Raw genomic sequence first — 25,891 nt, 5'->3', positions numbered from 1 at the left:
CATTGCCTGGATAAATTTGCTGAATTACAAACAGAGGAATAAAGGAGGGTAACACAAAATGCATTTAAATACCGAATATTTTGAAGAACTCTGGTTAAGCGATAACCAGAAAAAAGAACCAACGGTTGAGTTATGGGACTTTCGGGCGGAAGAATACAACCTTGCCTTATCAACCGAAGACGCGCAGTTAACTCGCCAGGAAAAGGTTCAGTCTTTAATTGATCGAGAAATAATCAATGCGGAATCAACCGTCTTGGATATCGGCTGCGGATCGGGACAATTTGCGGTTGAACTGGCCAAAAAAACCAAAAAAGTGGTGGGCCTGGATTTTTCCGAAAAGATGCTCAGCTATGCCAGCGCCAACGCCACCGCTGCGGAACTGAAAAACACCGAATTTATTCACAGCGATTGGGATGGCTATCAATGCACAGAACCCTTTGATCTGGTCATCGCCAGTATGTCTCCGGCTATCGATAAACCGAAGCATCTCTATAAAATGATGGACTGCTCCCGGGGTTTTTGCTATTTGTCGTCCTTTGTGGAACGCCACAGCAGTCTCAAAGAAAAACTCTACCGTCTGACCGATCAAACCTATCTTAGTCAGTTTAATAAGCTGAACTTTATTTTTAACATCTTATGGACCAGGGGCATCTTCCCGGAACTGACATACGAAACCGGCATTCATCAACGGGTTTTTCCCTTAAAGACAGCACAGGGAATTTTCACCCGGGAAATGTCCGTTTTGGATAAACCGGAACAGGTCAGCCACATCCATCAATATCTGGAGGACATAGCTGAAAACGAAGTGGTGACGGAATCATTACAGCAGCGAAAAGGCGAACTGATCTGGAAACAATCCTGAAACAAAAAGCAAAATGTCCGTCATTCTGATTAGTAGAATGGCGGACATTTAAAATTCAAGGTATTACCAGCGGGATTAATCGATACTGGCGAAATTCTGCTGATCAAGTTTAGTTTTAGAAATCCGATGAAAGACGATCAGGCAAACAATCAGCAGCCCCACCGAGGTAATCCAAGTCAACAGGAGATTTCCGTAACTTAAACCAGCGACCAGATAGCCCACAAAGCTGCAGGTGGCCACCAGCGTTGCATAAAGCATTTGGGTTGAGACGTGCTGAATATGATCGCAGCCGGCACCCGTGGAGGATAAGATAGTGGTATCCGAAATGGGCGAACAATGATCACCAAAGACCGAGCCGGCCAGCGTCGCCGATAAGGTTACAACCATCAGTTCCGGGGCGGTATACTGGGAAATCATCACGACAATCGGTATAAAGATCCCGAAGGTACCCCAGGCGGTGCCAATGGAAAAGGATAACAGTGCCGAAACCAGGAAAATCATCGCCGGAATCAGCCCCACCGGGATGCTGCTGGTTTTGACCAGTTCGCCAATAAAGAAGCCGGTACCGAGCAGATCCTGACACAGCGCTCCGATGGTCCAGGCCAGGGTCAGGATGATGTAGGCAGGGACCATGGTTTTAATCCCTTCGCCGATCCCGCCCATAAAGGTTTTGAAATCAATCAGTTTCCGGGGAACAAAGAGCAGGAAGGTCACTACCAGCGCCCAGAAGGCCCCCATCACCAAAGCGGCTGAGGCATCGCAATTGCCGAAGGCTTCCGACAAAGATAAGCCTTCGCCCGACCAGTAGCCGCCGTTCTGGAGCATTGATAAGATTGAAAAGGCAATCAATGAACTGATCGGAATAATCAGATCCCAGATGGTGCCCTTGCCATCCATCAGGATTTTTTCTTCCAGTTCAGTATCCAGGGCGCCCAATTCGCCGGTTTCGATGGCTCGCTTTTCAACCCGGGCCATCGGTCCGAAATCGAGGTTGGTCAGCGATAGGATAATGACCATCAAAATGCTTAACAACGCATAGAGATTATAGGGGATCGTTGCGATAAAGGCACTCAGTTCGTTCTGAAAGGCCCCCGTTTCATAAAGCGTCGAGCCCACCGCCGCGGCCCAGCTGGAAATCGGGGCGATGATGCAAATTGGTGCGGCAGTGGAGTCTATGATATAAGCCAGCTTGGCCCGGGAAATCTGATACTTGTCGGTAACCGGCTTCATGACTGTACCGACGGTGAGGCAGTTGAAATAATCATCGACAAAAATAATCACGCCCAGAACACTGGTAGCCAGCTGGGCAGTGCGCCGGGATTTAAGCTTGGTCGCGGCCCAGTTGCCATAGGCTCGAGAACCTCCGGCAATGGTCACGACATAAACCAGGGCCCCCAGCAAACCCAAAAATAAGATGATATTGAATTTGCCCGGTTGTCCGACGGTTTCGGCAATCAGGCCAAAAGCCACCGTGCCCATTTCAACCAGGCCTCCGCCGCCACTACTCACAACATAAATCAGAGTTCCCGATAGGATTCCGATCAGCAAAGCAGAAATAACTTCTTTAGTAATCAAAGCCAGAACAATGGCAATAATTGGTGGAATGATGGACAAAATGCCCACATCTACTGTTTCAAACAATTTTTTCTCCTTTCACGAACATAAAATTTCAGATAATAGCAAAACTGCACCCAAAGCAATCATTGTTTGCTGTTTTTAGCTTCGCATTACCTGACATAAAATTTTCAAACAGGGTGTAGTTTATCATAATTGATAGCGTTTATCAAATGCGTCTTTTTGAATAATGACTGAAGCTAAGCTGAAACGGTGAATATTTATTCTGGCGCGGGGACTGTACAAGCTGATAAGAATCATGTAAGATAAGGTGTGCTAAAATTAGTCAAACTTTTAAAAAATTATAAATATGAGGAAATGAATGAATAATTATATTGAAAAAAATATTTTACCCCTGGTCACAAAACCCATCACTTATCTTGGAAATGAGGTGAATGCGGTTCATAAGATCCCGAGTCCGGAGATGATTCGCTTTGCTTTTGCCTTCCCGGATACCTATGAGGTGGGCATGTCCCATTTGGGCATGAAAATTCTTTATGGCTTACTAAACGAAGATAAAGACATCTGGTGTGAGCGGGTCTTTGCTCCCTGGGTGGATATGGAAGAACAATTACGGCTCCATGACCTGCCCCTGTATGGACTGGAATCGATGATGCCCTTAAATGAGTATGATTTTGTCGGTTTTACGCTGCAATATGAAATGAGCTTTAGCAATATTTTAAACATGCTGGAATTAGGCAAGATCACCCTGCGCAGCAACCAGCGAAAAGAAGCCGAACCCTTTGTGATCGCCGGGGGTCCCTGTGCCTATAATCCCGAACCACTGTCCGACTTTATTGACCTATTTGTCATTGGTGAAGCGGAAGAGGTGATTCTGAAAATTATGGACGCCCACCGCCAGTGGAAAAAAGCCGGCGGTAACCGTCAGGACTTTTTGAAAATGGCGGCAGCGCTTGAAGGGGTTTATGTCCCGGCTTTTTATGCGGTCAGTTATAACGAAAAAACCGGGGTGATTTCCGCCTTCACCCCGATTGTTGAAGAAGCACCGGCGACGATCCGTAAACAATTTATCGAAGATCTGGATCAGGCTTACTTCCCGGATAAAATTGTGGTTTCATACACCGAAACCGTCCATGACCGGATCAGCTACGAAATCTTTCGAGGTTGTGGCCGGGGTTGCCGCTTTTGCCAGGCCGGGATGATCTATCGGCCGACCCGAGAAAAAACCGTACCAACGATCCAGTCAAAAATTAAAGCCCTGATCTCAGCCACCGGTTACGACGAGGTTTCATTGTCATCCTTGAGCACCGGTGATTACAGTGAAATTGAAACCCTGATCAAAAACCTGGTCTGTGACGCTGAAGCTGGCAAAGTCAGTATCTCGCTGCCATCGCTGCGAATCGACTCTTTAAGCATCGAGATGCTCGAAGAAATTCAAAAAGTCCGGAAAGCCGGCTTGACCCTGGCCCCGGAAGCCGGAACTCAGCGGATGCGGGACGTCATCAATAAGGGCGTAACCGAGGAAAACCTGATGGATACGGTGCGAACGGCCTTTGAAAAGGGCTGGGGACACGTCAAACTCTATTTCATGATTGGACTACCGGGAGAAACCCTGGCAGATATCGAAGGCATTGCCGATCTGGGCCAAAAGGTCGTCGATGAGTACTATAAAATTGACCGGGAGTCCCGGAATAAAAGCTTGAAGGTCGTCTTAAGTGCCTCTTCTTTTGTACCGAAACCCTTCACGCCTTTCCAGTGGATGGGCCAGAATACGCCGGAAGAATTTAAAAACAAACAGCGCCACCTAAAAGCCAGCATTAAAGATCGCAAGATTTCTTATAGCTGGCATGACAGCGGAGTCAGTTATCTGGAGGCTGTTTTTGCCCGGGGTGACCGTCGCCTAGGTCTGGTGCTGGAAAAAGCTCATCAAAAAGGCTGCCGCTTTGACGGCTGGGGCGAATATTTTGATCTGCAAAAATGGACCGAAGCCTTTGTCGAAGCCGGGATTGATCCGGATTTCTATGCCTTGCGAAATCGGGACTACGACGAAATCCTACCCTGGGATTTTATTGACACTGGGGTCACCAAGAAATTTTTAATAACCGAGGCACAAAAAGCCGAAGCTGCTGTGACGACCCCTTTTTGCCCGGAAAACTGCTCAAATTGCGGTATGATGGAATTCAAGAAAGGATGGAAATGCAATGGTTAAAATTCAATATCAGTTTACCCGCTCCACACCGCTGCGGTTTTTATCCCATCTGGATCAGCAGCGTTTATTTCAGCGGGCTTTTCGCCGGGCCGAGATCCCGGTTGAATACTCCCAGGGGTTTAATCCCCATCCGCGCATGTCATTCGCCCTGGCCATGTCGGTGGGCTTGACCAGTGATGGCGAATACGGCGAAGTGATTGTGTCAGAGGACATCGATGTCGATACATTTATCAGCCGGATGAATAAGGTTTTGCCCAATGGTCTGGAAATCGTTGTTGCAAAGATCTGTGGTGAAGGGGTTGGCTCACTGTCGGCAGCGCTGAGCAAAAGCGTCTATAAGATTCGCATCAAAGTCGTGCCGGGAACCGATTTAGCATCCCTGGCCGAAGCGATCGAGTCCTATCTGGCGCGGCCTCAGATTCTGATCCAGAAAAGAAATAAAAAAGGGAAGTATGTGGAAAAAGATATTCGGCCCTTTATCGAATCGATTGCGGTATTTGCCGACCCGGAAACTGATAAGGTCAACATCAAGATGACCCTGATTTATATCGAGCAACAATGTGTGAAGCCGGAACAGATTTTAGAGAGTATCAATAATCAAAAGTGCGCTGTTTTTATGATTGATCCCACCATTGAGATTCATCGCGAAAAACTGCTGATTACAGCCGATGCTTAAGGTTTACAAAAGAAGTAAAAACGTTTACAAAAAAAGACTTGACCTTTAAAAAAAACGTGCTATAATTTAGCTAAATCAAAGATCAACTCAATCCTTTTCGAGATTGACTGACACGGTCATTGAAAAGTAAATAAACCTTAACAGCCGATAAGATTAACGAAAGACGGCAATCGGTTAGAGATGAAAATCTAATTCGAGGCCGGATGATTAATTAAGTTTTATCGATTGTCAGCTCCTGAGATGCAACAGGTACCAGATCTAATTGGGAAAATTGCAGACAATCATTGTGTGATTGATTGGAGATCGGTATTTACATTATGGAATCACTTGCATTGCTTATTTTTATCATTGATGCAACCATAAAAATCAAATAATGGATCAAAGATAATTGTCCACCTGATCGGGGCAACAATTCGCAAACAATAAGAAAAAAACGGGAGAACAATTTGCATAAAAAAACAAATTGTTCAATTTAAGCTTCAGAAAAAACAACTGGATGCCAGACAAGATTGATTGAAAGAAAGAATTTTTATTATCTGGGAGAAAAGTAACAGTTTAGATGAAAAACCATTCCTAAAACAAAACCAATTTCCTGAGTTAAAAAAATAAATTCCAAAATCATGAGAGCAAGTCTCTGAATCGAGAAGAAAAACCATCCCTGGGTTTAGCAGGATGCGCTTTCAGAATCCATAGAGTAAGTTAAATAAAATACCGGAAGACGTTTTGAAGTTCAGAAGAAAAACAATACCTGGCTTTTGAAAAACAAGTTAAGATTCATAGTAAAGTTCGGAGAGGAAGAGGTAGTCAACGATTGGATAAGAAGAAAGACCATTCCTGAGTTCCAACAACGGCATGCCTGATTCAAAGAAATTACCTGAAAATCAACGATTCATTCTCTAAATGTAGAAGAAAAACCATTCCTGGATTTAGAAAAACCAATTCCTGGATTAAAAAAAGTTCTCTAGATTATCTTTAATAGTATGTCAGTAAAAAAACTGAACAAAAAGAAAAAAGTCCCGAAAGATTCTAAAGTTAAGTGTTTATTACTTGCGAAAAGTGAAAAGAAGATTTTTGGTAAATTGAAAGGGGTGAGTCCAAAAGGAATGATATCAGAAGTTAACAGCTGAAGCCGGTTCTGCATAACGATGCGGGATCGGCTTCAGCGTTTTTTGTAATTTCTGGATCGTTGTTTTTTCACCCGATATCTGTAAATGATCACAAATAAAACCCCGAGAGTGAGGATTAATGATGAAAACATATGCTTTAATTATTATGAAACCAGATGCATTGGCAGCCGATTTGGTAGAACCGATCATCAGACGGTTTATTGAGGATGGGTTCCGGATTGAGATGATGGGATTTAAGCGCGCTGATGAAAAGTTGATCTTAACCCATTATGCCCATGTGGTTGAAAAATTGGGCGAGTCCTTTAAGAAAATGGCTATCGCGGCTTTTGTGGATCAGATGATGGTTCCGATTATTCTCAGTCAAAACGGCGAAAATGCCATCGCCAATTCCCGGGAATTGACCGGCGCCACTGATCCGGTTAAAGCTGCACCCGGAACGATCCGCGGCGATCTGGGAACCGATTCGTTTGCAAATGCCGACCGGGAAGAGCGTTGCTGTTACAATCTGATCCATTGCAGTGATTCAACTGAATCCTTATTGACGGAGTTAAAACTCTGGTTTGAACCCGAAACCTGTGAATTGTTTGTTCCCTTGATCAGCCCGGTTGTCTGACCCATCACAATACAACAGTTAAAGCAAGACCGCGTTTTTTTTGATGTGTCAAAATATCTACATAAAAAGACAAAATTTACCACTTGATCTGGATTCGGATCAGCGGATGGTAAATAGTTGTCATTAATCAGTTTAGGGCAATTTAGTATTGTGAAGTGAGAAAAATAGTGATAAAATGATCCCACTATATTTTTAAGGGGGTTAAGATGAATTTTTCGGAAATTATTGCAGCTGTCAACAATTTTGTTTGGGGACCTGTCATGTTGGCGTTGCTCATGGGAACCGGGATCTTTTTAACAATTCGGCTGAAGTTTTTGCCATGGCGAAACTTGGGCTATGCGTTGAAATCGGTTTTTGCCAAAGTGGATCCAGAAAAAAAAGAATCAAGTGGGGATATTTCGCCCTTCCAGTCTTTGATGACGGCTCTGGCAGCAACCATTGGAACCGGTAACATTGTTGGTGTGGCCACAGCCATGGTGCTCGGTGGGCCTGGTGCCTTAGTGTGGATGTGGATCAGTGCTTTATTTGGTCTTTCGACAAAATATGGTGAAAGTGTTCTGGCGGTTAAGTACCGGGAAACAAATAAAGAAGGCGAAATGGCCGGCGGTCCAATGTATGCCATGAAAAATGGCTTCAAGAATAAGACCATCGGGTCAATTCTGGCGGTGCTGTTCTCAGCTTTTGCCGTAGTTGCATCTTTTGGAATCGGTAACATGACCCAGGCAAATTCGATTTCGAGTGCAGTTTTGGGAACCTTTGGAATTTCCACCTGGATTACCGGGGCCGTGATTACGATCCTGGCAGTTGTTGTTCTGCTTGGTGGAATCAAGAGCATTGGTCGGGTTTGTGGGGTGATTGTTCCATTTATGGCCGTGTTTTATTTTGTCGCTGGGATATTAGTTATTATTATTAATTTTCAAAATTTACCAGCAGGGATTGCGCAGATCTTTACGATGGCCTTTTCACCGATGGCGATGGCCGGCGGTGTCGGTGGTACTGTCATTGCCAGTATGCTCAGCGCCATGCGTTGGGGTGTTGCCCGGGGTGTTTTTTCAAATGAAGCGGGTTTAGGGTCGGCTCCGATCGCTGCCGCTGCTGCTAAAACCGATCATCCCTCGCGACAGGGTTATATCAATATGACCGGGACCTTTTTTGATACCTTGGTGGTTTGCACGGTTACCGGTTTGGTTATTGCTTCCTCGGGAGTACTTGGAACAATGACTGAGGCAGGTACGCTTGTCAGCGGAGCGGCGTTAACAATTGCATCATTTGAATCGGCATTGGGCCCCATCGGTGGATACATTGTCACCATCGGAATTATGCTGTTTGCTTTCTCAACGATTCTGGGCTGGGAATATTATGGCGAAAAATCGCTGGAGTATTTAATTAAAGCACCGATTGCGGTAAAGGTCTATCGGCTGTTTTACAGTTTAGTTGCTTTTATCGGAGCGACTACCGCCCTGCAGATTGTCTGGGATTTCTCAGATACGATGAATGGTTTAATGGCGATTCCCAACCTGATTTCACTGCTCGTTTTAAGTAATGTTATTGCCAAAGAGTGTTTTGATTACGAAGAAAAAGTGATCAAGCCCGAGCGAGAATTAAGAAAACTGGCGAAGAAAGCCGTTGTCGAAAACAAATAGTTGATGATCGCGTAAAATAGCACTAAAAAAAGTGTCCGCACATAACATCACAATAATTGATGTCTTAAGTGCGGACACTTTATGTTTATTTTACTTTTCGGGCATGAACAGCAAAGCGGGCATCATCAAAGGTGTAAATACAGGTAGACAGAGTCAGGACTTCGTCGGTTGGTGAAACGACCACACCGGTGTCATACAAAGACCGGGCTTTCAGGCGATTCATATAGTTCATAAAATCGCTATCGTTGGCAAAGCTGGGCTGGCGATAATCGTATTCGGCTTCGGTAATATAAACCGAGAAGATTTCCCAATCACCGGGATTCCCAGGTTGATCAAACTGAATCACCGGATGGAGCTTAAGATAAGCCTGATCCTGATAATTCCACAAACTACCAAACATTGACTCATCAGACATATAATGACCATAGAGGACATGATTCCGGGTCGTGACCGGATCACTTAAGTAATCACGAAAAATTGCCCCCTCAAAGGATGATTCTTTTAAAAAATTATGGGACAGATAGAAATCGTTGTTGTCAGTTTGTGTAACCGGGTACTCCAATGGGGTTCCGTTGATTTGAACCCACCCGACGGTATCGGGATTGAGCGCCAGCAGGGCATCAAAATCAATACGATCAGCAACCGCGATGTGATTTTCTTTGGCAACGGCAATAATCCGATCCTTTTGCATCGTTTGATTGATCTTGGGGTAATAATTATAAATAATGAATCCCAGCGCCAGGGCAATTAATAAAACAACAGCGACAATCTTTATTTTAGGCATGCTTTTTTGCAATTTCATTTTCCTCCTAAAGCTCATTTAGATCTATTATACCCAATTTTGCTGAAAAACCACCAAATATTGAAAAGATTTTGGCGTTTTAAAAAATTTAACCGTGACCGGCTCTGATTATTATTATTTTGATTGACTTTATGTGCTGAGCATGTTAATATTTATAAAGTTATGTAGCCGCACACACAAGGTTTTAAGTCGAAAGCACCTTTTGTGGCGAGTCTGGTATGAGGAGGTGTAGAATCATGTATGCAATTATTAAAACAGGTGGTAAACAATACCGCGTTCAAGAAAATGATATTATTCAAATTGAAAAAATCAATTTCACTGAAGAAGATGTAAAAGAAATTACTTTTACTGAAGTTTTAGCAGTCAACAAAGATGGCGAAATGATCATTGGTACTCCAGTGGTTGAAAATGCTGTTGTTAAAGCTGAAATTTTAGAAGTTGCAAAAGGACCTAAGGTTATTATTTACAAGTATAAATCTAAAAAAGATTATCGTAAAAAACAAGGTCATCGACAACCATTCATGAAAGTTAAAATTACTGGCATTCAAGCCTAGGAAATTTTATGATTTCAGTTAAGATTCAAGGTAAGAATAATAAAGCACATGAAATAATTGTATCTGGTCACGCAGGTTTTGCTGATCATGGGGAAGATATCGTTTGTGCTGCTGTATCGGTTTTAACCATCAGCATCTTAAACGGACTGACCGAAATTGTTGGTCGGACCGATCTCGACGAAGTGATCGAAGAAGGCTATGTCCGCTTCATCATTCCCGAAATCACCGATGAACCAATGAAGATGAAAACAGATACACTCATTTCGACCTATCTCCTGGGTATCCGGGGGATCAAGGAAGCTTATGGAGATTATATCCAGTTTGAAGAACAATAAATAGGAGGTGAACAACATGTTAAAAATGAACCTTCAACTATTCGCCCATAAAAAAGGGGTTGGTAGTTCAAGAAATGGTCGTGACAGTGAAGCCAAACGTCTTGGAGTTAAAAGAGGAGACGGTCAATTCGTACTAGCAGGAAATATTCTTGTTCGTCAAAGAGGAACAAAAATTCACCCAGGTACTAACGTTGGAAAAGGCGGAGATGATACATTATTCGCATTAGAAGATGGTATCGTACGTTTTGAACGAAAAGGCAGAGATAAAAAACAAGTAAGTATTTATCCTCGGGAAGCCATCTAGTTTTCCAGTGACAAAATAATACATCCATAAAACCTCTTATGCTCGTTTTTACAAGATAAGAGGTTTTATTTTTTGTTGTTTGGGTAGATACCATAAAAAAAGCGAGGTAACAATGTTTGTAGATAAAGCAGAGATAATTCTGAAGGCTGGCAACGGCGGACATGGCGGGATGAGTTTCCGCCGCGAAAAATACGTTCCCAATGGCGGACCTGACGGCGGTAACGGAGGGCATGGCGGCAATATTGTTTTTATGGCCGACAATGGTTTTCGGACCCTGATGGAATTTAAATATAAAAGAAAACACAAAGCGGAAAATGGCGAAAACGGCACCGGTTGTCGATCGACCGGTAAAACCGGCGAAGATCTGATCATCAAGGTACCCGTAGGAACCATTATTAAAGATAAAGAGACCGGACGGATCATCTGCGACCTTTCAGAACACGGTCAAAAATACCGGGTGGCCGAAGGCGGTCGGGGTGGTCGTGGGAATATGAATTTTGCAACTGCCACCAGACAGGCACCTCGTTTTGCCCAGGGTGGAGTTAAGGGGCAGGAACGCACCGTTATTCTTGAACTGAAACTACTGGCCGACGTGGGTCTGATTGGTTTTCCCAATGTTGGTAAATCAACGCTTTTATCGGTTATCACCAAAGCCAAACCCAAGATTGCCAATTACCATTTTACCACCATTGTGCCCAATCTGGGTGTGGTCGAATGGCGGAATTTTGATCCTTTTGTAATCGCCGATATTCCCGGTTTGATCGAAGGCGCCCATGAAGGCACCGGACTGGGTGATCAATTCCTTCGACATGTGGAACGAACCAAGCTGCTCATTCATCTTCTCGACGCCTCCGGCAGTGAAGGTCGGGAGCCTTTGGATGACTTTAAAAAGATCAATTATGAATTGGAAAAATACAATGAAAAACTGGCGAAGCGGGTACAGATTGTCGCCTTAAATAAGGTTGACCTACTTTCTGTACCAGAAGAAACAGATGAGTTAAAGGCTGAATTGGAAAAGTTGGGCTATGAAGTCTTTGTTATTTCCGCCGTCACTGGTCAGGGCCTCAATGAACTGTTAAGCCGCACGATACAATTACTGGATGAAATTGGCGAAGTTGAACCAATCTTTGACTTTGAACCGGAAGCAGAAACCATTTTCACTCCGGACTTCAAAGAAAAACAATTCACGGTTGAGAAATTCGATCACTTATTTGTGGTTAAGGGAGCATTCCTGGAGCGGCTGATTACTTCGGTTAACTTTGAAGATTTGGATTCCATTGGCTTCTTCCAACGGGTTCTTAAAGACAAAGGCGTCTTCGCGGAGCTTGAAAAAATGGGTATCCAGGATGAAGACGTGGTTCAACTGGAAGAGATCGAATTTGAGTATTTTAAATAGATTTCCCGCTTTATTATATGTTATAATAGCGTCGTAGAAAGTAGAGAAAAAATGTTAACAAGTAAACAAAGAAGTTATTTAAGAAAGCTTGCCATGGATATTCCCGATATCATTTTCATTGGCAAAGAAGGCATCACCCCGCAAGTCATCGTGCAGACCAGGGATGCCATCATCGCCCGGGAACTGATCAAGGGAAAGGTACAGAATAATTCGCTGGAAGATGTTAATGACGTGGCCCGGCAATTAGCCGCAGCCACAAAATCGGATATTGTTTGTACCATCGGTAGTAAATTCATCCTTTATAAAAAGAATTTATTAAAGACCAAAATCGAGGTACCAACCAAAAATCAGAAACCGATCAAACGGGTTAAGAAAAAAGCATTAAGTCCATCACGAAAATTCACAAATTCATAAAGAGTAAGGGTTTGAGATGAAGAAAAAAATCGGTCTTCTGGGAGGAAGTTTTAATCCCATCCATACGGGTCACCTGCTGTTGGCAGAATCGGCTCGGGATCAATATGAATTGGATAAGGTATTGTTTATTCCCACCGGGAATAACCCATTTAAATTATCTCAGGACGAAATTGCCAGAAAACACCGGCTAAAAATGGTGGAGCTGGCCATCGCCGGTAACGACAGTTTTGAAATATTAACGCACGAGATCGATCAGAATGGCATCACCTATACCATTGATACCATCAATATCATTAAAGAAATTTATCCGGATTGTGATTTTTATTTCATCGCCGGAGCTGATTTGATGTTTGAAATCACCCTCTGGAAGGGTGCCCCGGAGTTGTTGAAGTCGGTGAAATTTATCACCACCTTCCGGCCCGGTTATAGTCATGATCGGCTGGATATGCGGATCAAAGAGTTGCAGGAAATTTACGGAGCTTCTATTTTTAAACTGTACGCCACCGAAATGGATATCGCCTCTTCGGACATCCGGGCACGGATTAAAAATGGCTACTCGATTCGTTATTTGCTGCCGGATTCGGTAGCCGACTATATTCATGAACATCACCTTTACTTGCCACATACGTCAATTGAGGATAACCATGAATTGGACTGACATCGAAGCTGATTTAAAAAAGATTCTAACCCCTAAGCGTTTTAGACACACGATGAACGTGGTCGAGTCCGCCACGAAATTGGCTCATACCTTTGGTTGTGATCCGGACCAGGCCCGGCTGGCAGCCTTGCTGCATGACTGTGCCAAGAATCTAACCGACGAGCAGCAACTGAACTACGCCCAACAGCATCAGATCAAGATCGATCGGGTCAGTCAAAATGATCCCCAATTACTTCATGGCCCAGTGGGGTCGATTCTGGCCGGGGAGCGTTATGGTGTCACAGAAACTGCGATTCAAAACGCCATATACTGCCATACCACTGGCTGCAAGCATATGAGCAGCCTCGATAAGATTATCTATCTGGCTGACTATATTGAAAAAGACCGTTCTTTTCCGGGGGTTGATGCCATTCGTCTGATAGCCGAAACAGATTTGGATCAGGCCACGATTATGGCTCTAACCAACAGCATCTGTCATGTGGCCCAGACTGGCGCCTTGATTCATAAGCGCACCATCGATGCCCGAAATGATTTAATTATCAAAACTAAAAAACTGAGATGAATATAAAAGAATTAAAAATTATAAAAGAAAGTGAGTGATTTTTATTAATCCAGAAGAATTTGCACAAAAAATAAAAGGGTGGATTGAAGACAAAAATGGGATCGACATTGAGGTCATTAATGTAACCGAAATGACATCCATCGCTAACTATTTTGTTATTGCCAGCGGGAGTTCTGAACGTCAGGTCAAAGCCATTGCTGACAATATAGAATATGAAGCCAAAGAATTGGAAATATTTCCCAAAAACATCGAAGGCCAACGAGAAGGCCGTTGGATTTTATTAGATTATTACGATGTGATCATCCATATTTTCCATGCTGATGAACGTGAGTTTTACAGCCTCGAAAAACTATGGAAAAACAGCCCAGTCAGTCGTTAGACAGCTGGTTTTCAGTCCAATCTCTGAACAAATCGAAATGGTGGCACTTCTTGATCCTGCGGGATCAAGGAAACCCACCTTTTTAAATGTCAGGATTAATTCTGAGTCCAGCCCGTATGTTTGGACTCAAACTAAATCAACAAATTAATAAAAAAAGTAAGTTTGACACTTGCGTAAGGGTTAAATAACGACCAATGTTTGCTTTGGGTGCAGTTTCCACAAACAATTTTGTAACGTGTAGGCGAACAGTTCATCGAACTGTACGCCGTTCAGTGTAGAAATTGTTTTGTGCGAAACTGGGCACAAAGCTCACGGCACTTTCGCAATTATCTAACATGAAAATTAGAAAGAGGTAACTATGAAAATAGGAATCGTTGGCTTACCCAATGTCGGGAAAAGCACCATATTTAATGCCTTAACCAAGGCTGGGGCAGAGTCTGCCAATTACCCATTTTGTACGATTGACCCTAATATCGGGGTTGTGACGGTACCAGATCCGCGCCTGGCGGTTTTAGAAAAGATGTACGGCTCAAAAAAAGTGATCCCCACCACCATCGAGTTTGTTGATATTGCCGGCCTCGTGCGCGGTGCCAGCAAAGGGGAAGGTCTCGGCAACAAGTTTCTTTCACATATCCGCGAAGTTGATGCGATTGTTCATGTTGTCCGTTGTTTTGAAGATGACAACGTCGTTCATGTCGAAGGAAAAATTGATCCCATTGACGATCTGGAAACCATTAATCTGGAACTGATTTTCTCTGATATTGAAATGCTCGATCGACGGATCGAAAAAAATAAAAAACTGGCTAAAACAAACCCCCAGGAGAAAGCCAACATGGAAGTAGCCATGCGTCTGCGGGAAATTCTGGAGACCGGTAAGATGCCTAATGATGATGAGTTTACTGCCGATGAATGGGAGTTTATTCAAACCAATCAACTGATCTCCATTAAGCCAGTCCTGTATATTGCCAATGTTTCTGAAGACGATCTTCATGAAGATAATGACATGGTAACGCGCTTAAAAGCAACTGTTTTGGAAAACCATTCCGGAAATCATATCGATATTATTAAAATATCGGCAAAAATTGAGGAAGAAATTGCTCAATTCGACGATGAGGAAAAAGCCGAGTTCTTAGCCGATATGGGTCTGGAAGCATCCGGCTTGGATCAGGTTATACGAGCCGGCTATAAGCTCTTAGGTCTGATAACCTTCTTAACTGCTGGTCCCCAGGAAATCCGGGCCTGGACCGTCACCGAAGGTACCAAAGCGCCCCAGGCCGCAGGTAAGATTCACAGTGATATTGAACGCGGATTTATTCGGGCTGAAATTACCAGTTTTGAACAACTGGTTGAGGCCGGTTCGGAAGTGAAAGCTAAGGAAAGCGGCGTTACCCGGGTTGAGGGGAAAGAGTATGTCATGAAAGATGGCGATGTGACTTTTTTCCGGTTTAATGTCTAGTTAGCAGCTTCAGATTTTTACTGCTGTGAGCTTTGCAGCCGGTTTGAAGAAGCCGGCAGCAAAGCAAATTTTGTTTGTATTTATCAATATATCCGTGCCTGAATACCCAATCACCTGGAGGTTACTGTGAAAGAACTTGTTTTAGTCGCCATCAATGCCAAATATATCCATACCAATCTGGCTGTTCGTTCATTAAAGGCGCAACTGCCGGATTTTGATGTCGAAATTCTGGAGATGTCGATCAATGATCCGCTGCATCGGATTGTCAAACTACTCCTGGATCAGGATACCAAACGGATCGGTTTTTCCTGTTATATCTGGAATATGGAAATTGTTCTGAAGTTGGCTGAAGTTATAAAAAAAGCGAAACCCCAGGTACAGATTATTTTTGGTGGCCCGGAGGTCAGCTTTGACGGGGCGGCCTTGTTGGAAGCCCATCACTTTTGCGATCTGATTATTCAGGGCGAAGGGGAAGGCAAACTACAAATGCTGCTGAAAAATGAGAATGTTGATGTTCAGAATGGACTTGGTAGCATTCCCGGGCTCTGTTATCGCCACCGATCTGGTGAAATCATCGAAAATCCTGACGCACCGCCGATCCCATTAAACCAATTAGTTTTTCCGTATTTAAACTTGAATATCGATAGTCTGAAACGCAAAATTATTTATTATGAAACCATGCGGGGTTGCCCATTTTCCTGCTCTTATTGTCTGTCTTCGGCGAAGCAGGGTCTTAATATGTTAAGTCTGGACAGAGTTTTAGCGGAACTGAATTTCTTTATTCAGGCTGGTGTTAAACAGGTCAAATTAGTAGACCGGACTTTCAACTGTGACATGGGCCGGGCCAAGGAAATTTTTGCCTTTCTTATTAAACAGGGCGGCGAAACAAATTTCCACTTTGAAATGACCGGTGACCTGATCGATGATGAAATGATTGACCTGCTAAAGACGGCACCGCCGGGACTGATTCAATTTGAAATTGGCGTCCAGAGCACTGCAGCGACAACGCTTTCGGCGATCGGCCGAAAAATCAGTGTGAGCAGAACTGAAGAGCATGTCAAAAAACTGTTGGATCACCATAATATCCATATTCATCTGGATCTGATTGCGGGGTTGCCTTATGAAAGCTATGCAGTTTTCAAAGAATCCTTTAACCAGGTAATTGCCCTTAATCCCGATATGCTACAATTGGGATTCCTCAAATGTTTAAAAGGTACCCGGATTCGGGCAGAGTCGAAAATGCATCACTATAACTATGCCAGCTTTCCGCCTTATGAAATTATTTCGAATCAGTACATCAGTGCTGCTGAATTATATCAGTTGCGTCAAATAGAAGTGTTGGTGGATCGTTACTTCAATAGCGGCGCATTTAAACAGAGCTTAGCTTTTATTTTTGCTGCCCAGATTTACAGCACCCCCTTTGACTTTTTTGAAGCCTTTTCATTTTACTGGGACAGCCAGGGTTATTATGATGTCGGCAAATCAAAGGAGCAGCTCTTTGGTATCCTGAAAGAATTTTTTAATGATCATCAAAAAAGCCAACTGATTGGTGAGTGGCTTAAATTTGACTTCCTTTCCCAAGGCAATCTCAGACTGCCAACTGGGATAGTCGATGACAGTCCTGATAAAGAATGGGTTTTTGAGTTTCTAAAAGATCCCCAGAATATCGAAACTTACCTGGATGATTTTATTAATCTGGCGCCGAAAAAAATCTATACCCAAGTCAAATTTCAATATTTTTCGGCGGCCTTTCTCAGCCGGCTTACCGGAACCGCTTTGTCACCAGCAGATAAACCGGGGTTAATGGTATTTTCGGCAGCGGGCTCACGCATGATCATGCAATAAAATATTAAATTTACTGAAAAGTATTGATTCCTGGTTAGATAAAGGTTATACTGATAAGCAATAAAAATAAAAAAAGACGCTGATAAGGACGAGTAAGTTATCGATACGTTTCAGAGAATAGGCAACCTGGCTGTAATTGCCTATACTGCAGATAATTGAAAACCACCTTGGAGTTGAAATCTGAAACCGATCGGAAAGTTGGATTAGGCATCTGCTTACACATTCGTCTCGAGTAGGATTTTTCGGAGCTGACCGTTATTCAGAACTTAAGTGGATTCACGCAAGTGAATCAAATTGGGTGGAACCGCGTTGATACGTCCCTTTGTTTGACAAAGGGGCTTTTTTGTTTTTAAAAATTAAATGGTTTTAGAAAAGCGGTCACTAAGACCCGCAAATAGTTATAACAATTCAAATATAAAGGAGAAAATTATGATTACTATTACGTTAAAAGACGGATCCATAAAGACTTATGAACCCGGAATCACTGTTCTTGAAGTTGCCACTGATATCAGCCCTGGTTTAGCCAAAAATACCATGGCCGGGGAACTCAACGGCGAGGTTGTCGATATCCGCCAACCAATTAATGAAGACGCCACCCTCAATCTGTTAAAATTTGAAGACGAAGGCGGCCAGCATGCCTTCTGGCATACCGGCTCCCATCTGCTGGCTCAGGCCGTCAAGCGCCTTTATCCGCAGGCAAAATTGGCGATCGGACCGGCGATCGACAATGGTTTTTACTATGATATTGATGTCGATGTGATTATCACTCCCGAAATCATGGAAAAAATTGAGAAAGAAATGGCCAAAATTGTTAAAGAGGGATTGGTCATCGAACGCTACGAATTAAGCCGCAACGAGGCCCTGGCTAAGGTCAATGCCGAAGGCGAGATTTACAAAGCCGAACTGATCGAAAACCTGCCGGAAGACGCCATCATCAGCTTTTATTCCCAGGGTGAGTTTTCCGACCTTTGTGCCGGTCCTCATATTCAAAACCTCAGCGGGATTAAAGCGATTAAACTGTTAAGTCTGGCTGGTGCTTACTGGCGCGGCGATGAAAAAAACAAGATGCTGCAGCGGATCTACGGCATTACCTTCCCTAAAAAAAGCGAATTGGAAGCCTATCTGACCCGGTTGGAAGAAGCCAAAAAACGCGATCACCGTAAGTTGGGAAAAGAACTGGATCTTTTTTCATTGCAAGAAGAAGGCCCGGGATTCCCATTTTTCCACCCCAAAGGCATGATTATTCGCAACGAGCTGGAAAATTTCTGGCGCCAGATCCATCAACTGCGGGGCTATCAGGAAATTAAAACCCCGATCATTCTCAACGCCGAGCTGTGGAAGCGCTCCGGTCACTGGGATCATTACAAAGAAAATATGTACTTCACCGAAATTGATGAAGCCTCCTATGCCGTTAAACCGATGAACTGCCCAGGTGGCATGCTGGTTTATAAACGTAAAGGCCACTCTTACCGGGATCTGCCGTTAAAGATGGCGGAACTGGGTTTGGTCCATCGACATGAACTGCATGGCGCCCTCCACGGCCTGATGCGGGTGCGAAACTTTACCCAGGATGATGCTCATATCTTTATGACTCCAGATCAAATTGAAGCCGAAGTTATCAAGGTCATCGATCTGGCCGATGATGTCTACCGGGTCTTTGGGTTTAACTACAAGGTTGAATTATCAACCAAACCGGAGAAAGCCATCGGCTCGGATGAAGTCTGGGAAATCGCGACCGATGCCTTAAGAAAAGCGCTGGAGAAAAAAGGAATTGACTATCGCCTAAACCCTGGTGATGGGGCTTTCTACGGTCCTAAAATTGACTTCCATCTGGAGGACAGTCTGGGACGGACCTGGCAATGTGGGACCATTCAGCTGGATTTCCAAATGCCAGAACGTTTTGACCTGAACTATATTGGTTCAGACGGGGAAAAACATCGGCCCGTTATTGTTCACCGTACCATATTAGGCAGTATTGAACGCTTCTTCGGAATCCTGATTGAGCACTTCGCCGGAAAATTCCCGGTTTGGCTGGCACCGGTACAGGTGATGATTATACCGGTGGCGGATGCTCACCATGATTTTGCCAAAGGCATTGCTGAAGAACTGACCGCCATTGGCGTTCGTGCCTCGGTGGATGGCCGGGATGAAAAACTGGGCTACCGGATCCGGGAAGCACAGATGCAAAAAGTTCCTTATATGCTGGTCGTCGGCGATAAAGAAGCCGAAGGCGGCGACCTGGCCCTGCGAATTCGCGACACTGGTGATGCCGGCCTGATCAGTCTGGCCGATCTCAAAGAAAAACTGACCGAAAAAATTAACACAAAATCATTGACCCTGGAATAAATCAGGAATAATACGGGTCGAATTTGCAATAATGGTTGACAAATTCGACTCGTATAAATATAATAAAAAACAATAAAGTGATGACTAGGAACAAGTAATAATAGGATGATCTTTTCAGAGAGCTTTCGGTTGGTGTGAGAAAGCAGGACCCCGTTATGAATACATCCTGTGAGCTGCTCACCGAAAGGCTTTGCCCGGTAGGCTGGGCCGGATACCAACCGTTATCATGGATAAGTGACTAAGGTTGCTTGCAGAGTGTGATGCATCAGCATCAAAGGCAAGGTGGTACCGCGAATTTGTATTCGTCCCTGTTATACAGAGGCGAATTTTTTTTGCGTAAAGGTAAAAAAGCAGAAGTCAGTACGAACAATTCGACCTGAAAAGGTTTTATTGAATAAAAAATGAAAATGGAGGAAAAGAAATGAAAACACACGGAAAAAAATTAATGACCGTTCTGCTCGTTGCAGCTGTGGTTGCCTTAGGTGCCGGATGCACAAGCACGGCCACAAAAGAAGAAAGTAAAGAAGCGACCATCGGGATTGTTCAATACGTTGATCACGTCGCCCTGGATGCCGCTCGCGAAGGCTTTGTCACCGCACTGGCTGACAATGGTTATAAAGATGGCGATAATATTTCCATCGATGTCCAAAATGCCCAGGGTGATCAAAGTAATCTATCAACCATCAGCGACCGTTTTGTCAGCAACAAGGTCGATATGGTTCTTGCTATTGCAACCCCGGCGGCCCAGGCCATCGCTGGTAAAACCACCGAAATCCCGGTATTAGGTACCGCGATCACCGATTATGAAGCAGCTCGGCTGGTCACTTCAAACGAAGCGCCTGGCGGAAATGTCAGCGGAACAACCGACATGAACCCAATCAAGGAACAAATTGACCTGCTGGTTAAACTGGTACCGACTGCCAAAACTGTGGGGGTTCTTTATACTTCCAGCGAAGATAATTCAGTCATCCAGGCTAAAATTGCCAAAGAAGCGATTGAAAAACTGGGGCTGAAATATGTGGAAGTAACAGTGACCAATTCAAATGATGTTCAACAGGCGACCCAATCGATTGTCAGCCAATGTGATGCGATCTACATTCCTACCGATAATGTCTTTGCCTCAGCAATGCCTCAGGTTCAAAGCATTACCTCGCAGTCAAAAACACCGGTAATCTGCGGTGAATCCGGGATGGTAGAATCCGGTGGACTGGCAACCCTGGGAATCAGCTATTCAGATCTGGGCTACCAGACAGGTTTAATGGCCGTAAAAATTCTTAAAGGTGAAGCTGAACCGGCAACCATGCCAATCGAATCCGCAACTAAATTTGAGTATGCCATCAATGGTGCAGTCGCTCAGGAAATTGGTTTAACCATTCCCGCTGATCTTCAGCAATACGTTATTACCGCAAAATAAGAAAGATAATTAAAAAAAATAAATAAAAACGATTTAGCAAGCAGTAGTGTTCATCGCTACTGCTTGCTATAATTATTAATTAAGATAATCAATAGATAAAAGTGAGGCAGAATAATGTTTGAGATTATATTAGGTGCAATATCGCTGGGTCTGCTATGGGCGATCATGACGATCGGCGTTTATATCACCTACCGAATACTCGATATTGCTGATTTAACAGTAGAAGGAAGTATTGCAATGGGAGCTGCCATCGCAGCTTTTTCAATTTTTAACGGAATGAATCCGTTCATCGCTACATGTTTAGCCTTTGTCGGCGGAATGCTGGCCGGACTGGTCACCGGAATTCTTCATACAAAACTAAAAATACCTGCGTTACTGGCAGGTATTTTAACAATGATCGCACTTTATTCAGTCAATTTGCGGATCATGGGGAAGGCCAACCTGTCACTGTTACGGATTGATACCGTATTCACGCCCATGGAAAACCTGGGATTAAGCCCAACATATTCGGTCATGCTCTTTGGTTTTATCAGTGTGATGGTGATTGTTGGTCTTTTATACTGGTTTTTCGGAACCGAGACCGGCTGTGCGATCCGGGCTACCGGTAATAATCCGCAAATGGCCAGGGCACAGGGGATCAACACCAATAACATGATTATTCTTGGCTTGGTCATCAGCAATGGTCTGGTTGCTCTTTCCGGGTCATTGATCGCCCAGAGCCAGAGTTTTGCTGATATTCAGATGGGAATCGGGTCAATCGTCATCGGTTTAGCCTCGGTTATTATTGGTGAAGTTATTTTTGGCACCCGCAATTTTTTCAATTGCCTGATTTCATTAGTTCTCGGTGCTATTACCTATCGGATCATCATCGCGCTGGTATTGAAAATGGGGATGCCGGCCAACGACTTGAAATTGTTCACCGCGATTACCGTGGCCATAGCACTGTCATTACCGGTCTTTAAAAGTTATCTCCGCCCGATCAAAAAATCGATGAATGGAGGAGATCTATAAATGTTAATTATTAAAGATATCGAAAAAAAATTCAATGCCGGAACGGTCAATGAAAAAGTCGCCCTCAGCGGTTTTAGTCTGGAGCTGGCCGAAGGTGATTTTGTCACCGTCATCGGCGGCAACGGCGCCGGAAAATCCACATTTCTCAATTGTGTGGCCGGGGTCTTTGGCGTCGATAAGGGTTCCATCCAAATTGATGGATTGGATGTTACCAAACTGCCAGAACATAAACGTTCGGCGGTCATCGGCCGGGTCTTTCAGGATCCGATGATGGGTACAGCCGGCAATATGGGGATTGAAGAAAACCTCGCCCTGGCCTATCGTCGCGGTAAAACCCGGTCATTGAGCTGGGGCATCAGTAATAAGGAACGGGAGATTTATAAAGAATATCTCAGCCATCTGGATTTGGGGCTGGAAAATCGTCTTCATGCCAAGGTCGGTCTGCTTTCAGGTGGACAAAGACAGGCATTGACCTTATTGATGGCGACCCTGAAAAAACCCAAACTGCTGTTGCTGGATGAACACACGGCCGCTTTGGATCCGAAAACAGCCGACAAGGTGCTGCAGTTAAGTGACCGTTTTGTCAAAGAAGGCAATCTGACGACTCTGATGGTCACTCATAATATGCGCCACGCCATTGAACATGGCAATCGTCTGATCATGATGCATGAAGGACGGGTTATCCTGGATATCAAGGGCGAAGAAAAGAAGCAACTGACCGTTGAAGATTTACTGAAACGCTTTGGTCAGGTCAGCGGCGAAGAATTTGCCAATGACCGGGCGTTACTTTCATAAAAAAAACGCTTGACAACGATGCTGGATAAGCATATAATAGCTAAGTAACAAAGTAGAGGAAACACACTTCTCACCTCATTTCTCAGGGAAATAGGTAAATATGAATGAACGCATGATGAATGTTCGTTAGTATTTTTTTGCAGGTGGAGTGACTCTACCTGCAATTTTTATATATGGAGGTATATTACTATTAGCAAAGAAGTTCAACACGAAATTAATAACGAGATCCGTGATCGCGAAATCCGTGTAATTGACGAAGCAGGTGAGATGTTAGGAGTCATGAATACAAAAGACGCTCAAGCATTAGCCGATGAGAAAAATTTGGATCTAGTGAAAGTTTCACCAAACGCAAAACCGCCGGTTTGTAAGATTCTTGACTACGGAAAGTTTAGATACGAAGAAATCCAACGATTAAAAGAAGCTAAGAAAAATCAAAAAGCTGTAGTTATTAAAGAAATTCGTATGTCGGTTCGAGTTGAAGAGCATGATATTAATGTTAAAATTAAAAATTGCATTAAATTCTTGGAACAAGGTAGCCGGGTTAAAGTGGCTATTCGTTTCAGAGGCCGTGAAATGGCTTATACGGAACAGGGAAAACAAGTATTACTTGATTTTGCAGAACGCGTTTCTGATCTTGCGGTAGTTGAAAAAGCACCGAAAATCGAAGGTCGAAATATGGTTATGTATTTAGCCCCCAAAAAAGATAAGTAAATCAATGTGTTAATTGACTATCTGATAAGGAAACTTAGCTCTTTTGAATAAGTTTCTCAGATATAGTTTTTTATAAAAGATACCTTGTACAGGGAGGAGGAAATAGTTATGCCAAAAATGAAAACACACCGTGGTGCTGCAAAGCGTTTTAAAATAAAAAAATCAGGTTTTATTAAACGGACTAAAGCTGGTAAACGCCATATTCTTAACAAAAAAAGCAGTAAGAGAAAAAGAAACCTCAGAAAAGCTACTGGTTTAGCTCCTGGAGATGCTAAAGTAGTAATGAAAATGATCAAAATGGTAAAAAGATAATATTTGAAGATAGGAGGAAATAGATAATGCGAATTAAAAAAGGCGTTAATGCCAAAAAGAAACATAAAAAAGTACTTAAACTTGCAAAAGGCTATTATGGTGCTAAAAGTAAGTTATATAGATCAGCAAATGAAGCCGTTATGCGAGCACTCAGATCTTCATATGTTGGCCGTAAAGAAAAGAAACGAAATTTCAGAAGATTGTGGATCACCAGAATCAATGCCGGTGCTAGAATGTATGGCTTAAGCTATAGCAAATTCATGTTTGGCTTAAAACAAGCAGGTGTTGAAATTGACCGTAAAATCTTAGCTGATTTGGCAATGAATGACATCAAAGCTTTCGAAGACTTAGTTGAAGTATCAAAGAAAAACATGAACTAATCGTACTGAAAAAACTTCTCAACGGATTATCCATGCTTGGGAAGTTTTTTTATTGTATATTATTGTTGCTTTTTTATAGCAGCGTGTTAAAATATGTATGATTGTCAAATATTATAGGTGGAGACAGGATCGTGGCAGAAAAAATACGTTGGAATTTTAATAAATTTGTGGGCCAGCGCTCCCCGGCAGAAATGCTGATTTACGGATTTGCGCTGGTTATTCTGCTGGGAGCAATTCTTCTGACTTTGCCCATTGCCAGTAATTCTGGAGAGAGCGGCGGTTTTGTTAACGCCCTATTTACGGCAACTTCGGCGGTTTGTGTGACCGGATTAGTGGTAGTTGACACGGGGACGTTCTGGTCATTATTCGGGAAAGTCGTCATTATATTTTTGATCCAGATTGGTGGATTGGGATTCATGTCACTGACCACGATGTTTTTTGTGCTGGCTGGTAAACGCATTACCATTAAAGACCGGCTGCTAATTCAATCCTCGGTGAATATGGATTCGATCTCAGGGATTGTCAAATTTACAAAATATATTTTCTTTTCATCACTAGTGATCGAAGGAATTGGGGCATTGTTGCTGGCGCTTGTTTTTATCCCGGAATACGGGTTTTTACAGGGCACTGCCTACAGTTTTTTTCATGCCATTTCAGCCTTTTGTAATGCTGGTTTTGATTTGTTTGGTAATTATTCCAGTTTAACAAAATACGTTGGTAATTTTATTGTCAATTTTGTGATCGGCGGTTTAATCATCCTCGGTGGCTTGGGATTTGCTGTTACCAGTGATTTAATTAATGTCCGTAAGTTCAACAAGATGAGCATGCATACCAAACTGGTATTAACGGTTACCGGTGCTTTGCTGGTTGTCGGTTTTGTGCTCTTTTTTATTTTTGAGTTTACCAACCCCAAAACCCTGGGTAATTTATCCTTACCGGTAAAAATCATGGCCGCCGCTTTTCAATCGATCACACCGCGAACCGCCGGATACAATACCATCGATATTGGTGCGTTGACGGCGCCGTCTCTGTTTTTAACGATGCTGTTTATGTTTGTCGGTGCGTCACCGGGTTCCACTGGTGGTGGGGTAAAAACAACTACCTTTGCCATTATCATCATGACTGTGGTTTCAGTTCTGCATGGCCGCAAGGACGTCGTTGCGTTTAAACGCAGCATCTTAGGTCCGGCCATCCGCCGCGCAATTTCAGTTCTGGTTATTGCTTTCGCTATTGTCATCGTCATGATTTTTGTGTTATTATGTACTGAGCCCGAAGCTTCTTTTGAAACCGTGGTTTTTGAAGTGCTTTCTGCATTTGGCACGGTTGGTTTAACAACCGGATTAACCCCTCATTTATCAATTGGGGGAAAAATAGCCATAAGTATTACCATGTTTGTCGGTCGGCTGGGTCCATTGACGGTAGCCTATGCGATTTCACGCAGTGAAAAACGCGCCCGAGAAAACGTAGGTAATTTTAAATTGCCTGAAGGCAATATCATGATTGGCTAGAGGA

Annotated in this window: 25 protein-coding genes and 2 other annotated features; of the genes, 23 read left to right on the top strand and 2 right to left on the bottom strand. The window is 43.4% G+C overall.

What is annotated here, in order from left to right; genetic code table 11:
* Positions 1–58 precede the first annotated feature (58 nt).
* Positions 59–862 carry a class I SAM-dependent methyltransferase gene (locus ABGU93_RS00725; RefSeq protein WP_347411587.1) on the top strand — a complete coding sequence of 268 codons (804 nt, stop codon included), beginning with the start codon at positions 59–61 and terminating at the stop codon, positions 860–862.
* A gap of 75 nt (positions 863–937) precedes the next feature.
* Here the strand turns inward: ABGU93_RS00725 and ABGU93_RS00720 are convergent, their stop codons facing one another.
* Positions 938–2,503 carry a Na+/H+ antiporter NhaC family protein gene (locus ABGU93_RS00720; protein WP_347411586.1) on the bottom strand — a complete coding sequence of 522 codons (1,566 nt, stop codon included), beginning with the start codon at positions 2,501–2,503 and terminating at the stop codon, positions 938–940.
* Positions 2,504–2,798: 295 nt separating this feature from the next.
* On the opposite strand from ABGU93_RS00720, the gene ABGU93_RS00715 reads away from it, so the two are divergent.
* From ABGU93_RS00715 to ABGU93_RS00700, 4 genes are all read left to right on the top strand, one after another.
* Positions 2,799–4,646, top strand: a complete 1,848-nt coding sequence (locus ABGU93_RS00715; protein ID WP_347411585.1) for a TIGR03960 family B12-binding radical SAM protein — start codon at positions 2,799–2,801, stop codon at positions 4,644–4,646.
* Entirely contained in the window at positions 4,639–5,322 is a 684-nt protein-coding gene (locus tag ABGU93_RS00710; protein ID WP_347411584.1) for a TIGR03936 family radical SAM-associated protein, read from the top strand. Before ABGU93_RS00715 ends, ABGU93_RS00710 begins: the two co-directional genes overlap by 8 nt.
* 1,248 nt (positions 5,323–6,570) lie before the next feature.
* Positions 6,571–7,062 carry a nucleoside-diphosphate kinase gene (locus ABGU93_RS00705; protein WP_347411583.1) on the top strand — a complete coding sequence of 164 codons (492 nt, stop codon included), beginning with the start codon at positions 6,571–6,573 and terminating at the stop codon, positions 7,060–7,062.
* Between the two features lie 206 nt (positions 7,063–7,268).
* Positions 7,269–8,705, top strand: a complete 1,437-nt coding sequence (locus tag ABGU93_RS00700; protein ID WP_347411582.1) for a sodium:alanine symporter family protein — start codon at positions 7,269–7,271, stop codon at positions 8,703–8,705.
* Between the two features lie 85 nt (positions 8,706–8,790).
* On the opposite strand, the gene srtB is transcribed toward ABGU93_RS00700, so the two are convergent.
* Positions 8,791–9,507 carry a class B sortase gene (gene srtB, locus ABGU93_RS00695; RefSeq protein ID WP_347411581.1) on the bottom strand — a complete coding sequence of 239 codons (717 nt, stop codon included), beginning with the start codon at positions 9,505–9,507 and terminating at the stop codon, positions 8,791–8,793.
* Between the two features lie 236 nt (positions 9,508–9,743).
* On the opposite strand from srtB, the gene rplU reads away from it, so the two are divergent.
* From rplU to ABGU93_RS00605, 18 genes are all read left to right on the top strand, one after another.
* Entirely contained in the window at positions 9,744–10,061 is a 318-nt protein-coding gene (rplU, locus tag ABGU93_RS00690; RefSeq protein WP_347411580.1) for a 50S ribosomal protein L21, read from the top strand.
* 8 nt (positions 10,062–10,069) lie between these two features.
* The gene (locus tag ABGU93_RS00685) at positions 10,070–10,396 is read left to right on the top strand and encodes a ribosomal-processing cysteine protease Prp (protein ID WP_347411579.1); all 327 of its coding nucleotides are present in this window, start codon (positions 10,070–10,072) and stop codon (positions 10,394–10,396) included.
* 16 nt (positions 10,397–10,412) lie between these two features.
* A complete protein-coding gene (gene rpmA / locus ABGU93_RS00680; RefSeq protein WP_014356380.1) occupies positions 10,413–10,700 on the top strand; it encodes a 50S ribosomal protein L27 in 288 nt (95 codons plus the stop codon).
* Positions 10,701–10,812: 112 nt separating this feature from the next.
* Entirely contained in the window at positions 10,813–12,096 is a 1,284-nt protein-coding gene (gene obgE / locus ABGU93_RS00675) for a GTPase ObgE (protein ID WP_347411578.1), read from the top strand.
* Positions 12,097–12,147: 51 nt separating this feature from the next.
* Positions 12,148–12,510 carry a YhbY family RNA-binding protein gene (locus ABGU93_RS00670; protein ID WP_347411577.1) on the top strand — a complete coding sequence of 121 codons (363 nt, stop codon included), beginning with the start codon at positions 12,148–12,150 and terminating at the stop codon, positions 12,508–12,510.
* A 16-nt stretch (positions 12,511–12,526) separates the two neighbouring features.
* Positions 12,527–13,168: a nicotinate-nucleotide adenylyltransferase gene (gene nadD / locus ABGU93_RS00665; protein WP_347411576.1), complete on the top strand. Its 642-nt coding sequence runs from the start codon at positions 12,527–12,529 to the stop codon at positions 13,166–13,168.
* On the top strand, positions 13,155–13,730 hold the full coding sequence (gene yqeK, locus ABGU93_RS00660) for a bis(5'-nucleosyl)-tetraphosphatase (symmetrical) YqeK (protein WP_347411575.1): 576 nt from the start codon (positions 13,155–13,157) through the stop codon (positions 13,728–13,730). The genes nadD and yqeK overlap by 14 nt, the downstream gene beginning before the upstream one ends.
* 34 nt (positions 13,731–13,764) lie before the next feature.
* Positions 13,765–14,109, top strand: a complete 345-nt coding sequence (rsfS, locus tag ABGU93_RS00655) for a ribosome silencing factor (protein WP_347411574.1) — start codon at positions 13,765–13,767, stop codon at positions 14,107–14,109.
* 358 nt (positions 14,110–14,467) lie between these two features.
* Positions 14,468–15,565 carry a redox-regulated ATPase YchF gene (gene ychF / locus ABGU93_RS00650; RefSeq protein WP_347411573.1) on the top strand — a complete coding sequence of 366 codons (1,098 nt, stop codon included), beginning with the start codon at positions 14,468–14,470 and terminating at the stop codon, positions 15,563–15,565.
* A 126-nt stretch (positions 15,566–15,691) separates the two neighbouring features.
* Positions 15,692–17,410, top strand: coding sequence for a DUF4080 domain-containing protein (locus ABGU93_RS00645; protein WP_347411572.1), 1,719 nt, complete (start codon positions 15,692–15,694; stop codon positions 17,408–17,410).
* Between the two features lie 70 nt (positions 17,411–17,480).
* Positions 17,481–17,735, top strand: a binding site (T-box leader).
* Between the two features lie 104 nt (positions 17,736–17,839).
* Positions 17,840–19,756: a threonine--tRNA ligase gene (thrS, locus tag ABGU93_RS00640; protein ID WP_347411571.1), complete on the top strand. Its 1,917-nt coding sequence runs from the start codon at positions 17,840–17,842 to the stop codon at positions 19,754–19,756.
* A gap of 71 nt (positions 19,757–19,827) precedes the next feature.
* Positions 19,828–20,069, top strand: a binding site (T-box leader).
* A gap of 108 nt (positions 20,070–20,177) precedes the next feature.
* On the top strand, positions 20,178–21,170 hold the full coding sequence (locus ABGU93_RS00635) for an ABC transporter substrate-binding protein (RefSeq protein ID WP_347411570.1): 993 nt from the start codon (positions 20,178–20,180) through the stop codon (positions 21,168–21,170).
* A gap of 114 nt (positions 21,171–21,284) precedes the next feature.
* Positions 21,285–22,181, top strand: a complete 897-nt coding sequence (locus ABGU93_RS00630) for an ABC transporter permease (protein ID WP_347411569.1) — start codon at positions 21,285–21,287, stop codon at positions 22,179–22,181.
* Positions 22,182–22,976, top strand: a complete 795-nt coding sequence (locus ABGU93_RS00625) for an ATP-binding cassette domain-containing protein (protein WP_347411568.1) — start codon at positions 22,182–22,184, stop codon at positions 22,974–22,976.
* Between the two features lie 171 nt (positions 22,977–23,147).
* Positions 23,148–23,687, top strand: coding sequence for a translation initiation factor IF-3 (gene infC / locus ABGU93_RS00620; protein ID WP_347411608.1), 540 nt, complete (start codon positions 23,148–23,150; stop codon positions 23,685–23,687).
* 108 nt (positions 23,688–23,795) lie between these two features.
* Positions 23,796–23,999, top strand: coding sequence for a 50S ribosomal protein L35 (gene rpmI / locus ABGU93_RS00615; protein WP_026393216.1), 204 nt, complete (start codon positions 23,796–23,798; stop codon positions 23,997–23,999).
* A 23-nt stretch (positions 24,000–24,022) separates the two neighbouring features.
* A complete protein-coding gene (rplT, locus tag ABGU93_RS00610) occupies positions 24,023–24,379 on the top strand; it encodes a 50S ribosomal protein L20 (protein WP_347411607.1) in 357 nt (118 codons plus the stop codon).
* 131 nt (positions 24,380–24,510) lie between these two features.
* Complete coding sequence (locus ABGU93_RS00605) at positions 24,511–25,887, top strand: TrkH family potassium uptake protein (RefSeq protein WP_347411567.1); 1,377 nt, start codon at positions 24,511–24,513, stop codon at positions 25,885–25,887.
* Positions 25,888–25,891 lie beyond the last annotated feature (4 nt).

It is taken from the genome of Acetobacterium sp. (genome assembly GCF_039830195.1).
Classification (GTDB): domain Bacteria; phylum Bacillota; class Clostridia; order Eubacteriales; family Eubacteriaceae; genus Acetobacterium.
This window is presented reverse-complemented; position numbering and strand designations above follow the sequence as displayed.